The organism is Peribacillus sp., from assembly GCF_059453735.1.
The window spans coordinates 1-16,745 of record NZ_JAZVJO010000264.1 but is presented as its reverse complement, the minus strand read 5'-3'; the positions used below and the strand labels follow the sequence as shown (position 1 = coordinate 16,745).

Annotated in this window: 16 protein-coding genes, 1 tRNA gene and 1 pseudogene; 16 read left to right on the top strand and 2 right to left on the bottom strand. The window is 39.7% G+C overall.

The window, feature by feature from the left end; all coding sequences use genetic code 11:
- From AC52RT_RS08400 to AC52RT_RS08370, 7 genes are all read left to right on the top strand, one after another.
- Positions 1–788: FAD-dependent oxidoreductase (locus AC52RT_RS08400; protein WP_495540324.1), on the top strand; the 788-nt coding region annotated here is incomplete at its 5' end.
- A gap of 351 nt (positions 789–1,139) precedes the next feature.
- Positions 1,140–1,598 (top strand): NUDIX hydrolase, encoded by a 459-nt coding sequence (locus AC52RT_RS08395; RefSeq protein ID WP_495540323.1) that lies wholly within the window; start codon positions 1,140–1,142, stop codon positions 1,596–1,598.
- A 45-nt stretch (positions 1,599–1,643) separates the two neighbouring features.
- Positions 1,644–2,549 carry an RNase adapter RapZ gene (rapZ, locus tag AC52RT_RS08390; protein ID WP_495540322.1) on the top strand — a complete coding sequence of 302 codons (906 nt, stop codon included), beginning with the start codon at positions 1,644–1,646 and terminating at the stop codon, positions 2,547–2,549.
- On the top strand, positions 2,539–3,519 hold the full coding sequence (locus AC52RT_RS08385) for a gluconeogenesis factor YvcK family protein (RefSeq protein WP_495540321.1): 981 nt from the start codon (positions 2,539–2,541) through the stop codon (positions 3,517–3,519). The genes rapZ and AC52RT_RS08385 overlap by 11 nt, the downstream gene beginning before the upstream one ends.
- Positions 3,520–3,597: 78 nt before the next feature.
- Positions 3,598–4,554 (top strand): DNA-binding protein WhiA, encoded by a 957-nt coding sequence (whiA, locus tag AC52RT_RS08380; protein ID WP_495540320.1) that lies wholly within the window; start codon positions 3,598–3,600, stop codon positions 4,552–4,554.
- Positions 4,555–4,578: 24 nt separating this feature from the next.
- On the top strand, positions 4,579–4,836 hold the full coding sequence (locus AC52RT_RS08375) for an HPr family phosphocarrier protein (RefSeq protein ID WP_495540319.1): 258 nt from the start codon (positions 4,579–4,581) through the stop codon (positions 4,834–4,836).
- Positions 4,837–4,922: 86 nt separating this feature from the next.
- Positions 4,923–5,162 (top strand): hypothetical protein, encoded by a 240-nt coding sequence (locus AC52RT_RS08370; protein WP_495540318.1) that lies wholly within the window; start codon positions 4,923–4,925, stop codon positions 5,160–5,162.
- Positions 5,163–5,229: 67 nt separating this feature from the next.
- On the opposite strand, the gene clpP is transcribed toward AC52RT_RS08370, so the two are convergent.
- On the bottom strand, positions 5,230–5,907 hold the full coding sequence (gene clpP / locus AC52RT_RS08365) for an ATP-dependent Clp endopeptidase proteolytic subunit ClpP (RefSeq protein ID WP_495540325.1): 678 nt from the start codon (positions 5,905–5,907) through the stop codon (positions 5,230–5,232).
- 234 nt (positions 5,908–6,141) lie between these two features.
- On the opposite strand from clpP, the gene AC52RT_RS08360 reads away from it, so the two are divergent.
- Positions 6,142–6,213 (top strand) — tRNA-Arg (locus AC52RT_RS08360).
- 96 nt (positions 6,214–6,309) lie between these two features.
- Here the strand turns inward: AC52RT_RS08360 and AC52RT_RS08355 are convergent.
- Positions 6,310–7,146: pseudogene (locus AC52RT_RS08355) on the bottom strand (manganese catalase).
- Between the two features lie 348 nt (positions 7,147–7,494).
- Here AC52RT_RS08355 and rpoN point away from each other — a divergent pair.
- The 8 genes from rpoN (at position 7,495) to eno (ending at position 16,292) form a co-directional block, all read left to right on the top strand.
- The gene (rpoN, locus tag AC52RT_RS08350) at positions 7,495–8,823 is read left to right on the top strand and encodes an RNA polymerase factor sigma-54 (RefSeq protein ID WP_495540317.1); all 1,329 of its coding nucleotides are present in this window, start codon (positions 7,495–7,497) and stop codon (positions 8,821–8,823) included.
- Positions 8,824–8,839: 16 nt separating this feature from the next.
- On the top strand, positions 8,840–9,082 hold the full coding sequence (locus tag AC52RT_RS08345; RefSeq protein ID WP_495540316.1) for a glutaredoxin family protein: 243 nt from the start codon (positions 8,840–8,842) through the stop codon (positions 9,080–9,082).
- 139 nt (positions 9,083–9,221) lie between these two features.
- On the top strand, positions 9,222–10,244 hold the full coding sequence (locus AC52RT_RS08340) for a sugar-binding transcriptional regulator (protein ID WP_495540315.1): 1,023 nt from the start codon (positions 9,222–9,224) through the stop codon (positions 10,242–10,244).
- Between the two features lie 55 nt (positions 10,245–10,299).
- Positions 10,300–11,307, top strand: coding sequence for a type I glyceraldehyde-3-phosphate dehydrogenase (gap, locus tag AC52RT_RS08335; protein WP_495540314.1), 1,008 nt, complete (start codon positions 10,300–10,302; stop codon positions 11,305–11,307).
- Between the two features lie 135 nt (positions 11,308–11,442).
- Positions 11,443–12,627: a phosphoglycerate kinase gene (locus AC52RT_RS08330; RefSeq protein WP_495540313.1), complete on the top strand. Its 1,185-nt coding sequence runs from the start codon at positions 11,443–11,445 to the stop codon at positions 12,625–12,627.
- Between the two features lie 52 nt (positions 12,628–12,679).
- Positions 12,680–13,441: a triose-phosphate isomerase gene (tpiA, locus tag AC52RT_RS08325; RefSeq protein ID WP_495540312.1), complete on the top strand. Its 762-nt coding sequence runs from the start codon at positions 12,680–12,682 to the stop codon at positions 13,439–13,441.
- Positions 13,434–14,969 (top strand): 2,3-bisphosphoglycerate-independent phosphoglycerate mutase, encoded by a 1,536-nt coding sequence (gpmI, locus tag AC52RT_RS08320; RefSeq protein ID WP_495540311.1) that lies wholly within the window; start codon positions 13,434–13,436, stop codon positions 14,967–14,969. The genes tpiA and gpmI overlap by 8 nt, the downstream gene beginning before the upstream one ends.
- Before the next feature lie 27 nt (positions 14,970–14,996).
- Complete coding sequence (gene eno, locus AC52RT_RS08315) at positions 14,997–16,292, top strand: phosphopyruvate hydratase (RefSeq protein WP_495540310.1); 1,296 nt, start codon at positions 14,997–14,999, stop codon at positions 16,290–16,292.
- The last annotated feature ends 453 nt before the right edge of the window (positions 16,293–16,745 follow it).

Here is a 16,745-nt window from a genome sequence, read left to right as displayed (position 1 = left end):
GGTTTGACCATATTCTTGGACCTGAACTTTCAACCAAAATGTTTGACCATGCAAAAAAATTCGGTGCTGAATATGCATACGGAGACGTTAAAGAGATTATTGATGGTAAGGAATATAAAACGGTGGTTGCTGGTTCGAAAGAATATAAAGCACGCGCCGTTATTATTTCTTCCGGAGCTGAATATAAAAAAATTGGCGTACCAGGCGAACAAGAATTAGGCGGACGTGGTGTCTCGTATTGTGCAGTATGTGACGGTGCTTTCTTTAAAGAGAAAGAACTATTCGTCATAGGAGGTGGAGATTCAGCAGTTGAAGAAGGGGTGTATCTAACTCGCTTTGCATCTAAGGTAACGATTGTCCATCGTCGTGACGAACTTCGTGCTCAGAAAATTCTTCAAGATCGTGCGTTTGCTAACGAAAAAATTGATTTTATTTGGAATCATACGCTCAAGCAAATTAATGAGAAGGATGGAAAAGTCGGCAGCGTGACCCTTGTTTCTACCATTGATGGTGAAGAAGTAGAGCGTAAAGCAGACGGCGTATTCATCTATATTGGGATGAATCCTTTAACCAAGCCTTTCTTAAATCTTGGTATTACAAACGCAATGGGATACATTGAAACCAATGAACGTATGGAAACAAAGGTAGACGGTATTTTTGCAGCAGGCGATATCCGCGAAAAATCCCTCCGTCAAATTGTAACAGCTACTGGAGACGGAAGTATTGCTGCGCAAAGCGCCCAGCATTTTGTTGAGGAATTAGCTGAGAGTATGAAATTAAAAGCCTGAATCGCTTACGAAGACACTAAACATTAACATTTCGTAATCGTGTCTTAACTCAAGCGTAATGGTAGTGCAATATAAATTGTTTATAGTTAAGGTAGAAATTGACCCCCTTTTATAAATAATTATTTTTGCCGACACAGATGTTCCCCATCTGTGTCTTTTTTGTATTGGGATAATCATAAATAAAAAAGAGAAAAATCAGCAGAGGAAAGGTTGGAGGAAATTCCTAGTCGTTGTTCATTGTGGGTGTCTTTTAAAAATAGTATAATAAAGGAATCTAAAAATAATTTTGAGGGCAGCGCCCAATTTGAATAAACGATTAGTATTGAGGCATTTACAATTGAGGTGAAGAATGTGCAGCGTGTGACCAATTGTGTACTAGTAAAAGATAATCAGCTGCTTTTATTGAAAAAGCCAAGACGCGGCTGGTGGGTAGCGCCTGGCGGGAAAATGGAGCAAGGAGAGTCTGTTAGAGATGCTTGTATCCGAGAATATCGCGAAGAAACAGGCGTATATTTAAGAAACCCATCACTTAAAGGAATTTTTACTTTTATCATGAAAGAAGAAGATAAAGTATTATCTGAATGGATGATGTTTACCTTTTTCGCAACAGAATCTGATGGAATCAATGTTGAAGTTTGTGAAGAGGGCGAACTTGCCTGGCATTCAACCGAAGAAATAAAGAATCTAGATATGGCTGAAGGAGATTCTCATATCCTGGATTACATGATTCATGGTACTGGGATTATCTATGGAACCTTCACATATACACCTGAATTCAAGCTGTTGTCTTATCGACTTGATCCAGGTTAAACAAAGATAAAGATAAAGAGAAATAAATACAAGGGGGTGCGGAGTATGGCAAATGGGGATACAAATGAAACGCAGTTAGTCGTGATTACAGGAATGTCTGGAGCAGGAAAAACAGTAGCCATGCAAAGCTTTGAAGATTTAGGTTTTTTCTGTGTAGATAATTTACCACCGACATTATTGCCTAAATTTCTAGAATTAATGAAGGATTCTGGAAATAAAATGAATAAAGTCGCGCTCGTTATGGATCTACGCGGCCGTGAATTTTTTGATTATCTATTTACAGCACTGGACGATTTAGCTGCTGCTCCATGGATAACACCGCAGATTCTTTTTCTAGATGCAGATGACTCAGCACTTGTACGCCGATACAAGGAATCTAGAAGAACTCATCCGCTTGCACCATCTGGATTACCTCTTGAGGGTATTAAAATTGAACGAAGTATCTTAGATGAATTAAAAGGCAGAGCTCAGACTATTTATAATACGTCTAAGATAAGTCCTCGAGAACTACGTGAAAAAATTCTTACCGAATTTTCAGCTGATAAGCAGCCAATTTTCACGCTCAATGTAACGTCATTTGGCTTTAAACATGGTTTGCCAATTGATGCCGATTTAGTTTTCGATGTAAGATTCCTGCCAAATCCCTACTATATTGAACATATGCGGACGAAGACCGGGTTGGAGGATGAGGTTTCAAGTTATGTTTTAAAATGGAATGAGACACAGAAATTCTTAGAGAAACTGCTTGATTTACTTAATTTTATGCTGCCTCATTACAAACGTGAAGGAAAGTCTCAACTTGTCATCGCTATTGGGTGTACGGGAGGACAGCATCGTTCGGTTGCACTAACAGAATACCTTGCGGATTATTATAAAGATGATTATGAAACGCAGGTCTCTCATCGTGATATTAAGTTAAAGGCTGGCAAGGTGAATAAAGATGACGAATGATCAACCGCAGGTAGTGGTTATTGGCGGAGGTACAGGCCTTCCTGTTCTGCTCAGGGGACTAAAAAGTTATCCAGTAGACATTACGGCTATTGTAACGGTTGCAGACGATGGTGGTAGTTCAGGCAGGCTTCGCAGCGAGTTAGATATTCCAGCACCGGGCGATATTCGAAATGTACTTGCTGCTTTATCAGATGTGGAGCCGCTTGTTGAACAGATGTTTCAGCATCGATTTGCCAGTACTAACGAATTGTCCGGCCATTCCCTTGGGAACCTTCTGTTAGCCGCCATGACCTCTATTACCGGTGATTTTGTCCACGCAATTCAAGAAATGAGCAAGGTGTTAAATGTCCGAGGCAAGGTACTCCCATCAGCGAACCAGAGTGTTGTTCTTCATGCGGAAATGGAGGACGGTTCAATTGTTTCCGGTGAATCAAAGATACCGGCTTCTGAAGAGAAGATTAAACGTGTCTTTTTAACACCTGAAGAAATTGAACCACTTAGAGAAACGATTCAAGCAATAAGACAGGCGGATTTAATAGTCATTGGTCCAGGAAGTTTATATACAAGCATTCTTCCAAACCTGCTGGTGCCTGGAATTGGTGAAGAAGTCTGCAAATCAAAGGCAAAAAAAGTATATATCTGCAACTTAATGACTCAAGCCGGTGAAACACTTGATTACACAGCGAGTGACCATGTAAAAGCCATTTATAATCATATGGACTGTGCTGCGATTGATAGTATTCTAGTCAATAATCAGGATATACCGATTGAGGTACAGAATTTATATAAAGAAGAATCAGCGAAGCCTGTATTCTTTGACGTTGACGCACTCATTGATCTCAACCTGGAAATCGTACAAGGTGAAATCTTTAATTATGAGGAAAATGCCATTCGCCATGATACAAAAAAAGTGGCTGGGCTGCTTTATGGTATACTGCTTCAAGAAAGAAAAAGAAAAATTAAAAAATAACGAAATCATATGTCTTGATACGGCTCTCATTTTGCAGTCGTCCATGCTTAATAGAATTCGGGCTGGAGGTGTAAATCCATGTCTTTTGCTTCTGAAACAAAAAAGGAATTGACAACACTGGAAGGAAAAGATTGCTGTGACAAAGCTGAATTGTGTGCATTAATCAGGATGAATGGCTCGATTTCTCTATCAAATCGTAAACTGGTTATTGATATACAAACTGAAAATGCGGCCATAGCTAGAAGGATTTATAGCTTATTGAAAAAAAGCTATGATGTACAGATGGAGCTCCTCGTTCGTAAAAAGATGAAGCTCAAAAAGAACAATGTTTATATAGTCCGAATATCTGCAAACGGCCAAGATATCCTAGCTGATTTGCAAATTATTGGAGAAGGCTTTGAGATTCTTCATGGTGTATCACCAAAGCTTATCACAAAAAAATGTTGTAAACGAGCGTATTTACGAGGTGCTTTCCTCGCAGGCGGTTCTGTCAATAATCCTGAAACGTCATCCTATCATCTCGAGATATCGTCATTATATAAAGAACACAATGATACTCTTTGTGAATTAATGAATAAATTTGACTTAAAAGCTAAAACATTGGAACGGAAGAAAGGCTTTATTGTCTATTTGAAAGAAGCTGAAAAAATTTCTGATTTCCTAACAATTGTCGGTGGACATTCTGCGTTATTACGTTTCGAGGATGTTAGGATTCTGCGTGATATGAGAAATTCAGTCAACCGTCTAGTCAATTGTGAAACGGCAAACTTAAATAAAACCATCGGTGCTTCTCTGCGTCAGGTTGAAAATATCCGCTTTATTGAAAAAGAAGCTGGTCTTAATATTTTACCGGATAAACTCCGTGAAATTGCTGAGCTTAGAGTAGCCTACCAAGATATTACGCTTAAAGAGCTGGGGGAAATGGTATCCGGCGGCAATATAAGCAAATCAGGTATTAATCATCGGTTAAGAAAGATAGATCAAATCGCTGATAAATTACGAGGCGGAGAAGGACTCGCAAGCCAAAAAGCATGACAAAAATAGATAGGATGGGATTAGATGGTTGAGAAACAAGTAGAAGTTCTTCTGAAATCAGGTCTGCAAGCTAGACCAGCAGCGTTGTTTGTCCAAGAAGCAACGCGCTTTAACTCTGATGTGTTTCTTGAAAAAGATGGGAAAAGAGTCAACGCTAAAAGCATTATGGGGTTAATGAGCCTGGCCGTCAGCTCAGGAGCTACCATCTCTCTAATCGCAGACGGAAAAGATGAAGAAGAAGCAATCTCTACCCTACAAGCGTTTATTGAACAAGAAGGATAATAGTTAACCACCGTCTCTTAATGAAAGAGGATGGTGGTTTTTTTATTTGGATACGAAAAGTGGGCTGATCAGCCAGCAACAGATTTTTGGCAGCTATCCAGGCAAAAAAAGTGCTAGGGCAGAATAAATCGAAGTTCGGGCAGAATAAATGGCTGAACGGGCAGAATCAATCGAAGTTCGGGCAGAATGACTGGCGTGTAGGGAAGAATGGGTGGGTTAAAGACGACCGAAAACCAGTAAAAAAAGGGAGTCTACCTTCCAAAGCACACCAAAAAAGAGTCAGCAACGAATATTTGGCATCCATCCAGGCAGAAAAGATTGGCTGACCCGGAAGAATTGTACCCATAAATAAAAAAAACACCGATATGTAGCTATCGGTGCTCTTAGGTAAACTTATTTATCTAACTTTTTTTCAACATCTTCCGAGATACTACGAGTGATGACTTGGTCAATTAAGCCATATTCCACTGCTCTTGAAGCTGTCATGAAATTATCACGCTCGGTGTCTTTTTGAATGACTTCCATTGGTTGACCAGTACGTTCTGAAAGAATTTGATTTAGTTTATCACGCAAGTGAAGGATGCGACGAGCCGCAATTTCAATCTCAGTTGCTTGACCTTGTGCTCCGCCAAGTGGTTGATGAATCATTACTTCACTATTCGGAAGGGCAAAGCGCTTGCCTTTTTCACCTGCTGCGAGTAAGAATGCACCCATTGATGCTGCCATACCAATACATACTGTTGATACATTTGGTTTAATATATTGCATAGTATCGTAGATCGCCATACCGGAAGTGATACTGCCGCCAGGGCTGTTGATGTATAAAGTAATGTCTTTCTCAGGGTTTTCTGCTTCAAGGAATAGAAGCTGAGCAACAATTGAGTTAGAAACATTATCATCAATTGCGCTTCCAAGCATAATGATACGATCTTTCAATAGGCGTGAATAAATATCGTAGGCACGCTCCCCGCGACTTGTTTGTTCAATAACTGTAGGAATTAAATTCATGCTTTCTTCCTCCTTGGTTTTAACGAGTAATTTAGGTTCCTGGCAAGGAAATCCTTTATGTATGTATGATACACTTTTTGGTCAATATAGGTCAAACAAAACAGCCTTTATTTTCCCTATATTGTTCGACAATAACCTTACTAGCTGTATCTGTATTTCTATGTAGAAAAAATAGCCGTTTAACGGATATGAATTCCTTTATACAGAATACCCATGTATGGATTATTTAAAACGTTCTTTCCCCTTGCAAACTTACGTGTTCTAGCATATAATTAATTTCGTTGTTGAATTTACTAAGCCCTCGTAGTGCAACGGATAGCACGCAAGCCTCCGAAGCTTGAAATGCAGGTTCGATTCCTGCCGAGGGCATCAGTGATCATTATGTTGTTGCATAATGGTTTTTTTATGTTCATTTTTCGGCAGTCATAGTAAAAGCCCCTTTCCATTTGGAAAGGGGCTTTTCATTTACTTGTCAGTTGTTTTCCCATCTAAGTCATGATGTAATTCTGTTGCAGGAATTGGTGAATAGGGACTTGTCCTTTTGCAACTGGATTCGCAATATAGACAAAGTCGCCTGTTCCATCAGGGGCACTTCCTTTTGCCCAGAGTCCTTTACCGGATTCTTCACCTTCTGATAGGTTCCAGAATTCATAGGCTTCTTTTTGAGACTCCATTTCTGCTTCTGGAGGGAAGGAAGCGGGTATTACCACACCGTTTTTCTCTTCTAATTCAGCAATGGCTGCCATCCATTGATACTGATGGTAACGATCGCGGGCAAGCATTTTACGGAAAGTTGCTCGAACACCTTCGTCTTTTGTCATGTGATATAAACGGGCAACTTGTAGAAGACCTTGGCTTTCGGCGTGAAGGTTTGAGCGCATATCGGCTAAAGGGTTTCCGCTCGCTACAATATATGAACCGTTCCATGGAACCCCATTTGAGTTAGTAGGAGCCGCCAAGCCCGCTTACAAGTAAGTGTTGAGGATTGATTCCACCCATAATAGCTGCTGTTGCCGGATCTTTTGCGGCTTCAGCTTGATCTGCCGGAGAAGCTCCATCAAGCAGTTGGCTGATTAGTGAACAGAGCATTTCTACATGTCCGATTTCTTCCGTACCAATATCCATTAACATATTTTTATACTTCTCTTCTCCTCGGCAGGTAAAGCCTTGAAAAAGGTACTGCATCATAACGGTCATTTCACCAAACTGGCCGCCGAGCACTTCTTGTATTTGACGAGCTAACATTGGATCTGGACGATCTATCTTAACTTCAAATTGCAATTCTTTTTGGTGACGAAACATGAAAAAATCCCTCCTCTTATTAATCGTATTTTTAACTACTTAATAGTTGGATTAATTCCTGTTTATTACCAAGTAAAACCACTTAAATGAAAAAGTTCAGAATAAAAATGAAAAATATTGTAAAATCAAGTCAAGGGGAAAAATAATGTGTACGTTGATAGAAAACGATTGACTCAAAATGATGCGGAGGGTCTTCTTTTTGTATTATAATGATCTTCGTTTGCATATAAAATAGACATAACCCTGTTAACCGGAGCTAGGCAGCACAAAAAGGTAAGCGCTTTCAACGATATTGCTATTCCGTTTTCTTTTGTTGTTGTAAAATTGAGGGAATGGAGGTCATAATGAATGGATATGAAAATGGGACTTTTTCAACAGCAAACCTTAAAGTTAGCAATGACTCAGGAATTGAGCCAGGCGATTGCCCTTTTGCAATATTCAGCTCAAGAGCTGCAGGAATACTTAGATAATAAGATGCTGGAGAATCCACTACTGTCTCTTGAACATCCATCTCAAGTAACATTTGAACCAATGTTTCGACAAAATAAAAAGCGCACACAGGCAGGAAACCAAGATGCTGCCTATTGGTTAGAACAAATTGGTGAAGAAACTTCTTCTATTGAAGCGGACTTGTTGTCTCAACTAAATGTCCATGAGCTGACAAAGCAGCAGGAGTCTTTATTTTTGCAATTAATTTATAATCTTGATAGCAATGGGTATTTACGGATAAATATTGAAGAAGTAGCGGAAACGAATGGTATCTCTTTATTAGAAGTAGAGGAGTGCCTCAAGGAATTGCAGCAACTTGAGCCCTATGGAATTGCCGCGAGGGATTTGCAGGAGTGTCTCCTCATACAGGCTAGACTTGATGGATCTAATGAATTGGCTGAAATTATCCTCGAACATAATTTTCTTCCCTTTGTCGAGAAGAAGTGGAAAGGGATTGCGAAACACCTTGGTGTTTCAATGCAGGACATTCAAGCTGTTTTCGATTATGTACAGGGGTTAAATCCTCGCCCAGGAGCACACTATAGCATGGACCGCCCGGCTTATATCGTACCTGACGTTGTTGTGGAAAACCGAGGTGGAAGATTAGTTGTTGGTGATTATGAAGGGAATTCACCAAGACTTAATGCGGATAAAACCTATCTTAAGAAGCTGAAAGAATCAAAAGATCAGAATTTGAATCGATATTGGCAGGAAAAGTGGCAGGAGTATCAATGGTTATCAAAGGGAATTCAGCACAGGAAGGAAACCATACTCAACGTGATGGGTAAGATTGCTGAAAAGCAAACGCAATGTTTCTTAACTGGAATGAACGAACTAAAGCCTATGACGATGAAGGAAATTGCAGATGAACTTGCCATTCACGAATCCACAGTAAGCAGGGCAGTAAAGGATAAATATGTACAGACGCCCTTTGGAACATTTGAGATGCGAGAGTTTTTCTCTTCCTCTCTTCAATCGACCATGGATGAAGAAATATCAGGGAAGAATGCAAGAAGTGCCCTTGAAAAGATGATTAGTGAAGAGAATAAGCAAAAGCCGCTTTCAGATCAGGAGTTATCAGCGCGGTTACGAGCTGAACAAGGAATCGTTCTGTCCCGTCGTACTGTAGCAAAGTATCGGGATCAGTTAGGTTTACCTTCCTCATCAAAACGTAAAAGATATGAATGAAAAGGATGAAACAATCATGGGAAAACCGAATTTAGTATTATACACCAGAGGAAAATGTCCACTTTGTGACACCGCAAAAAAGATTTTAGAGGACTTTTCACAAGAGACGGGAATGCGCTATCAAGAAATTGATATCTATTCTGATGACCAATTAACCGAGGAATACGGGCTGATGATCCCTGTACTTACATGGAAGAGTGAAATTATCCAATACGGAAGAATTGAAAAAGCAGCACTTTATTCTTTTATTGAAAATTAATGTGGTTAAAAGTTGAATAAAAAGAAAGTTCCTGTTACGATAAGAGTGTAGCAGGAATATTTTTTTGCAGTATGTGGGACACTAAATGTCTACGCGGGACTTAAATAGTCCAGCTGGTATGTTTAAGGAGTTTTATAAAATGGATTCAATTATAGAGGTACAAAGAAAATTATTACCCGATTTGCTTTCCATTATGCAAAAACGTTATCACATCCTGCGTACAATTAAATTTATGCAGCCAGTAGGAAGACGCAGTCTGGCAACAGGTATGAGTCTTACAGAACGAACACTTCGCAGCGAAATTGATTTCTTAAAAAATCAAAATTTGGTGGAAGTGTACAGCTCAGGTATAAAGCTTTCCAATGAAGGAATGGAAGTTCTGGAAAATTTGGAAGGAATAATGCGTGAGATAACGGGTATAAACGTAATTGAAAAGCAGTTAAGTGAAAAGTTAGGCTTAACTGAGGTCATTATTGTTCCAGGAGACTGTGATCAGTCACCTTGGGTAAAGAGTGAACTTGGAAAAGCTTGTGCAACACGTATGAAACGGCAATGGAAAGAGAAACATATCATTGCGGTAACTGGTGGATCGACGATGGCAGAAGTTGCCGGTGAACTTACACCTGGAATGCAATCTGAAAAAGTTCTGTTTGTTCCTGCGAGAGGCGGTCTTGGTGAAGAAGTTCATAACCAGGCAAATACAATTGTAGCAAAAATGGCAGAAAAAGCAGAAGCGGCCTATAAGGTCTTGTATATTCCAGACCAAGTAAGCGGTGAAGCCTATCTTTCATTTATGAAGGAACCCATGATTAAAGATGTTATTTCTTTAATCAAATCGGCTGGTATGGTGATTCACGGGATTGGTGATGCACTCGCAATGGCTAACCGAAGAAAAACATCCGCCGAAATCATGAGCGTGTTGAATGAGGGAAAAGCTGTTGGCGAAGCCTTTGGTTACTACTTCAATGAATATGGTGATGTCGTTCACAAAGTGAAGACGGTTGGTATTCAACTTGAAGATCTTGATGCAACTAAGACAGTTATAGCTGTTGCAGGCGGCAAATCAAAAGCAAAAGCCATACGCTCTTATATGAAGAAAGCTCCTTCATCAACGATCTTAATCACGGATGAAGCAGCAGCACTTGAGGTAATAAAGGGATAAAATTTTCCCTTTTATATAATATATATGTTCTTAATTTAAAGGAGGAATTTTTCACATGGCAATTAAAGTTGGTATTAATGGATTTGGACGTATCGGACGTAACGTACTTCGCGCAGCATTAAAAAACCCTGGTGTAGAAGTTATTGCAATCAACGACTTAACTGATGCAAACATGCTTGCACATCTTTTACAATATGACACGATTCACGGTACACTACCGGAAACAGTTTCTGTTGATGGTGAATACCTAGTAGTAGACGGACACAAAATCAAAGTATTAGCAGAACGCGATCCAGCACAATTAGGTTGGGGCGAGCTTGGCGTTGAAGTAGTTGTTGAATCAACAGGACGCTTCACAAAACGTAATGACGCAGCGAAACATCTTGAAGCAGGCGCTAAAAAAGTTATCATTTCTGCTCCAGGTTCTGACGAAGATATCACAATCGTTATGGGTGTTAACGAAGACAAATATGAAGCAGATAACCACCACGTTATTTCAAATGCTTCATGTACAACAAACTGTTTAGCACCGTTTGCTAAAGTGCTTAATGATCAATTCGGAATCGTACGTGGTATGATGACAACTGTTCACTCATACACAAATGATCAACAAATTCTTGATCTTCCACACAAAGATTACCGTCGTGCACGTGCAGCAGCAGAAAACATCATTCCTACAACTACTGGTGCAGCTAAAGCAGTAGCTCTAGTATTACCTGAACTTAAAGGTAAATTGAATGGTATGGCTATGCGTGTTCCAACACCAAACGTATCTGTTGTTGACCTTGTAGTTGAATTAGAAAAAAATGCTACAGCTGAAGAAATCAATGCAGCATTCAAAGAAGCTTCTGAAGGAGATCTTAAAGGAATTCTTGCTTACAGCGAACTTCCATTAGTTTCTCGCGATTATAACGGAGCTCCTGCTTCTTCAACTATTGATGCTTTATCAACAATGGTTATTGACGGAAATATGGTTAAAGTTCTTTCTTGGTACGATAACGAAACTGGCTACTCTAGCCGTGTAGTTGACCTTATCGATTATATCGCTAAAAAAGGATTGTAATCAGCTCGTTTTCATCTGAAAGATGAAGACAGTTAATAAATAAAAAAAGAAAAAGGGGAGTTGGGATAATTACCCTCTCTCCTTTTGTCTGATAAATACAGTGAAAAACACATTTGTTTAGAGGAGGTCACATTGATGAATAAGAAATCAATTAAGGATTTAAACGTAGCTGGTAAACGTGTGTTTTGTCGGGTAGATTTCAATGTACCCATGCAAGATGGAAAGGTATCTGATGATACAAGAATAAGAGCTGCACTGCCAACTATTCAGTACCTGGTTGAACAGGGCGCTAAGGTTATCCTTGCCAGCCATCTAGGACGTCCAAAAGGTGAAGTCGTTGAAGAACTTCGTTTAACACCAGTAGCTGAACGATTGAGTGAACTATTGGGTAAAAAGGTACAAAAGGCTGACGAAGCATTCGGTGACCAAGTAAAATCCCAAATTGACAGCCTGACTGATGGTGATGTCCTTCTTTTAGAAAATGTACGTTTTTACGCTGGAGAAGAAAAGAACGATGCAGAACTTGCTAAATCTTTCGCAGAACTTGCGGATGTTTATGTAAACGATGCATTTGGTGCAGCACACCGTGCCCACGCTTCTACAGAAGGAATCGCACAATATTTGCCGGCTGTTGCAGGCTTATTAATGGAAAAAGAACTTGAAGTTTTAGGCAAAGCATTATCTAATCCTGAACGTCCGTTTACAGCTATTATTGGCGGAGCAAAGGTAAAAGATAAAATTGGTGTAATTGATAATCTTTTAGAAAAAGTTGATAACCTCATCATCGGCGGCGGTCTTGCTTATACATTTGTTAAAGCTACCGGCCATGAAGTTGGTAAATCACTTTTAGAAGAAGACAAAATTGATTTAGCTAAATCGTTCATTAAAAAGGCAGAAGAAAAAGGCGTTAAGCTTTATATGCCAATCGACGTAGTGGTAGCTGATGATTTCTCTCCAACTGCTAATACTAAGGAAGTTGCGATTGATTCTATTCCTTCAGATTGGGAAGCACTTGATATTGGACCAAAAACAAGTGAACTATATGCAGATGTAATCAAAAACTCAAAACTTGTCATCTGGAATGGACCTATGGGCGTTTTCGAATTTGACTTATTTGCAAATGGAACAAAGACGGTAGCTATTGCGCTGGCAGAATCTACTGATACTTATAGTGTTATTGGCGGCGGCGATTCAGCTGCAGCAGTTGAAAAATTCGAATTAGCTGATAAAATGTCGCATATTTCTACTGGCGGCGGAGCTTCTCTTGAATTTATGGAAGGCAAAGAGCTTCCAGGCGTTGTCGCATTAAACGATAAATAAAACTAATCAAGCTCATAGAGTTTGGATTAGATTAAGAAAGGGTGCAGATCTATTGCGTAAACCAATTATTGCAGGAAACTGGAAGATGAATAAAACACTTTCTGAAGCGTCAAGCTTCTTAGAGGAAATTAAAAGCCTAGTCCCATCAACGGACCAGATTGATTCTGTTGTTTGTGCACCAGCTTTATATCTTCAACAACTTGTACAAGCATCTGAAGGAACTAACGTAAAAATTGGTGCTCAAAACATGCACTTTGCTGAAAACGGAGCTTTCACAGGTGAAATTAGTCCGGTTGCATTAAAAGATATCGGTGTTGAGTATGTGATTATTGGTCACTCAGAACGTCGTGAAATGTTTAATGAAACAGATGATACAGTTAATAAAAAAGCGATTGCCGCTTTTAAACACGGTTTAACTCCAATCGTTTGTTGTGGTGAAACATTAGAACAACGCGAAAGCGGCCAAACAAATGTATTAGTCGGCAACCAAATTAAAAAAGCACTTGAAGGATTAACAGAAGAGCAAGTATCCCAAACCGTTATTGCTTATGAGCCAATCTGGGCAATCGGTACTGGTAAATCATCTTCTTCAGCAGATGCTAATGAAGTATGTGCTCATATCCGTACGATCGTTGCAGAGAAGTTCTCTCAAGAAACGGCAGATGCTGTACGCATTCAATATGGCGGCAGTGTAAAACCGGAAAATATTAAAGAATACATGGCTCAATCAGATATTGATGGAGCACTAGTAGGCGGAGCAAGCCTGGAGGGTCAATCCTTCTTGCAATTACTGGAGGCTGGAAAAAATGACTAAAGCACCTGTTGCTATAATCATCATAGATGGTCTTGGGTGTCGCGAAGAACGTGAAGGTAATGCTGTATTTCATGCTAAAAAACCGAATCTTGACCGGTACTGGGAACAGTATCCTCATTCGAAGTTAATTGCAAGCGGTGAAGCGGTAGGCTTACCTGATGGACAAATGGGAAATTCTGAGGTTGGTCATTTAAATATTGGTGCCGGCCGAATTGTTTATCAAAGCCTAACGCGTGTTAACCTAGCTATTCGAACAGGTGAATTTGCTGAGAATAAAACATTCCTTGATGCAATAAATCATGCTAAGAAAAACGGTACAAACCTTCATTTATTTGGTCTTCTATCTGATGGCGGCGTTCATAGTCATATTGAACATTTGTATGCTCTATTGAAGCTGGCAGCAAAAGAAGGCTTAAAGAATGTTTTTGTTCACGGATTCTTAGATGGACGTGATGTCAGTCCTCAGTCAGCAAAGGGCTATATTGAAGAAGCTGAAGCAAAAATGAAGGAAATTGGTGTCGGGCAGTTTGCAACCATCTCAGGCCGCTATTATTCAATGGATCGTGATAAACGCTGGGAACGAGTAGAGAAATCTTACCGTGCTATGGTTTATGGCGATGGTCCTGGATATGCAAGCGCAGCAGACTGTGTATTCGATTCTTATAATCACGGGATTTTTGACGAATTTGTCATTCCTTCTGTCATTACAGGGGAAGATGAAAAACCAGTTGCTACAATTACCGACAATGATTCTGTAATTTTTTATAACTTCAGACCGGACCGTGCTATTCAAATCTCTAATACATTTACCAATAAAGACTTCCGACCTTTCGATCGTGGACCAGGACACCCAGAAAATCTTCACTTTGTCTGCCTGACTCACTTCTCGGAAACGGTTGATGGTTATGTAGCGTTTGAACCAGCCAACTTGGATAACACCATTGGTGAAGTTCTTTCGCAAAACAACTTAACACAATTGCGTATTGCTGAGACCGAGAAATATCCTCATGTTACCTTCTTTATGAGTGGTGGACGTGAAGATAAATTCCCTGGCGAAGAGCGGATTTTAATCAATTCACCTAAAGTGGCAACGTATGATCTTCAGCCGGAAATGAGTGCATATGAACTTACAGATGCACTGTTAGATCAAATCGAAAATGATCGTTTTGATGCCATTCTGCTGAATTTTGCTAATCCAGATATGGTTGGTCACTCAGGTATGCTTGAGCCGACTATTAAAGCAATTGAAACCGTTGATGAATGCTTAGGCAGAATCGTGGATGCAATTATTGCTAAGGGCGGAACGGCTATAATTACAGCTGATCATGGGAATGCTGATGAAGTGGTTACACTTGAAGGAAACCCAATGACGGCTCATACAACGAACCCTGTTCCTGTCATTGTGACGAAGAATGGTGTAACATTAAGAGCAAATGGTATTCTTGGAGACTTAGCTCCAACTATGCTTGATTTATTAAACGTTGAAAAACCGATTGAAATGACAGGAACATCATTAATTAAAAAATAAAAGCTACAGGAAAAAGGAGATTTTTATATGCCTTATATTCAACATGTTTATGCACGTGAAGTACTTGATTCCCGCGGAAATCCAACAGTAGAAGTAGAAGTAATGACAGAATCAGGCTATTTTGGCCGCTCAATCGTTCCATCTGGCGCATCTACAGGTGAACATGAAGCAGTTGAACTTCGTGATGGCGACAAATCACGTTACCTAGGTAAAGGAGTTCAAAAAGCAGTTGATAACGTAAATGAAATCATTGCTAAAGCTATGCTTGGTATCGATGTTACCGATCAAGTAGGTATTGACCGTACGTTGATCGAATTAGATGGTACAGAAAACAAAGGTAAATTGGGAGCTAACGCTATTCTTGGCGTATCTATGGCTTGTGCACATGCTGGTGCTGAAGCAGTCGGCCTTCCATTATACCGTTACATTGGTGGAGTAAATGCAAAAACACTTCCAACACCAATGATGAACATCATTAATGGTGGATCACATGCTGATAACAATGTAGACTTCCAAGAATTCATGATTCTTCCTGTTGGAGCTCCATCGTTTAAAGAAGCACTTCGTATGGGCGCAGAAGTATTCCATGCTCTTAAATCAGTTCTTTCAGGTAAAGGCTTAAACACTGCTGTAGGTGATGAAGGTGGATTCGCTCCAAACCTTGGTTCTAACCGTGAAGCATTAGAAGTTATTATCGAAGCAATCAAAAAAGCTGGATACAAGCCTGGTGAAGATATTCTTCTTGGAATGGACGTTGCTTCTTCTGAATTCTATAACAAAGAAACAGGCAAATATGATCTTGCAGGCGAAGGAAAAATGGGCGTAACTTCAGAAGAAATGGTAACTTTCTATGAAGAGCTTGTTAACGAATTCCCAATCATCTCAATTGAAGATGGATTAGATGAAGACGACTGGGAAGGTCATAAATTATTGACTGACCGTATTGGTAATAAAGTACAACTAGTCGGTGATGATTTATTCGTAACTAACACTAAGAAATTAGCTGAAGGTATCGAAAAAGGAATCGCTAACTCAATCCTAATCAAAGTTAACCAAATCGGTACACTTACTGAAACTCTTGATGCAATTGAAATGGCTAAACGTGCTGGCTACACAGCTGTAATCTCTCACCGTTCTGGTGAAACAGAAGATGCAACAATTGCTGATATCGCAGTTGCTACAAACGCTGGCCAAATCAAAACAGGTTCACTTTCACGTACTGACCGTATTGCTAAATACAACCAACTTCTTCGCATCGAAGACGAGCTTGGTGAATTAGCAAAATACGAAGGAATCAAATCTTTCTACAACCTTAAAAAATAATCATACACAACTGTATCTACAGTAAAAGTGTAAACCCAAACCTCTTATCGATTAGTGATCAGGTCACTAATCGATAGAGGTTTTTTTGTGCGTTAGGAAGAATGACATCAGACTAAAAAGGGTTTGGTTTTATCCAAAAAAGAGTCGCTAAAAGGGAAAAAGCGAATCCAGTTAAACAAAAAAGGATAGATACACTATTTTCAAAGAGCAAAACCTCTGAACTTACGATGCGTAGCTAGTTCAGGTCAGGAGGCTACGGGGAGAATACTTTCGAGTTAGGGAAGAATTAATTTGCTGTAGGGGAGAATGAAATCGCAGTAGGGCCGAATAATGTCGAGTTTGGGCCGAATCAACTTCCATTTGGGCCGAATAAAGTTCAGAAAGAGCCGAATGAAAGCGGATAGAGCTTATCAGACTGTATGATGCGCAATACATAAAGACATCAGATCAAAA

Bases quoted from the DNA above. Each gene is read 5' to 3' on its own strand.
- rapZ (WP_495540322.1), top strand. From the start codon at position 1,644: ATGGCAAATGGGGATACAAATGAAACGCAGTTAGTCGTGATTACAGGA.
- eno (WP_495540310.1), top strand. From the start codon at position 14,997: ATGCCTTATATTCAACATGTTTATGCACGTGAAGTACTTGATTCCCGC.
- rpoN (WP_495540317.1), top strand. From the start codon at position 7,495: ATGGATATGAAAATGGGACTTTTTCAACAGCAAACCTTAAAGTTAGCA.
- AC52RT_RS08340 (WP_495540315.1), top strand. From the start codon at position 9,222: ATGGATTCAATTATAGAGGTACAAAGAAAATTATTACCCGATTTGCTT.
- AC52RT_RS08345 (WP_495540316.1), top strand. From the start codon at position 8,840: ATGGGAAAACCGAATTTAGTATTATACACCAGAGGAAAATGTCCACTT.
- AC52RT_RS08375 (WP_495540319.1), top strand. From the start codon at position 4,579: ATGGTTGAGAAACAAGTAGAAGTTCTTCTGAAATCAGGTCTGCAAGCT.
- AC52RT_RS08385 (WP_495540321.1), top strand. From the start codon at position 2,539: ATGACGAATGATCAACCGCAGGTAGTGGTTATTGGCGGAGGTACAGGC.
- gap (WP_495540314.1), top strand. From the start codon at position 10,300: ATGGCAATTAAAGTTGGTATTAATGGATTTGGACGTATCGGACGTAAC.
- whiA (WP_495540320.1), top strand. From the start codon at position 3,598: ATGTCTTTTGCTTCTGAAACAAAAAAGGAATTGACAACACTGGAAGGA.
- gpmI (WP_495540311.1), top strand. From the start codon at position 13,434: ATGACTAAAGCACCTGTTGCTATAATCATCATAGATGGTCTTGGGTGT.
- AC52RT_RS08330 (WP_495540313.1), top strand. From the start codon at position 11,443: ATGAATAAGAAATCAATTAAGGATTTAAACGTAGCTGGTAAACGTGTG.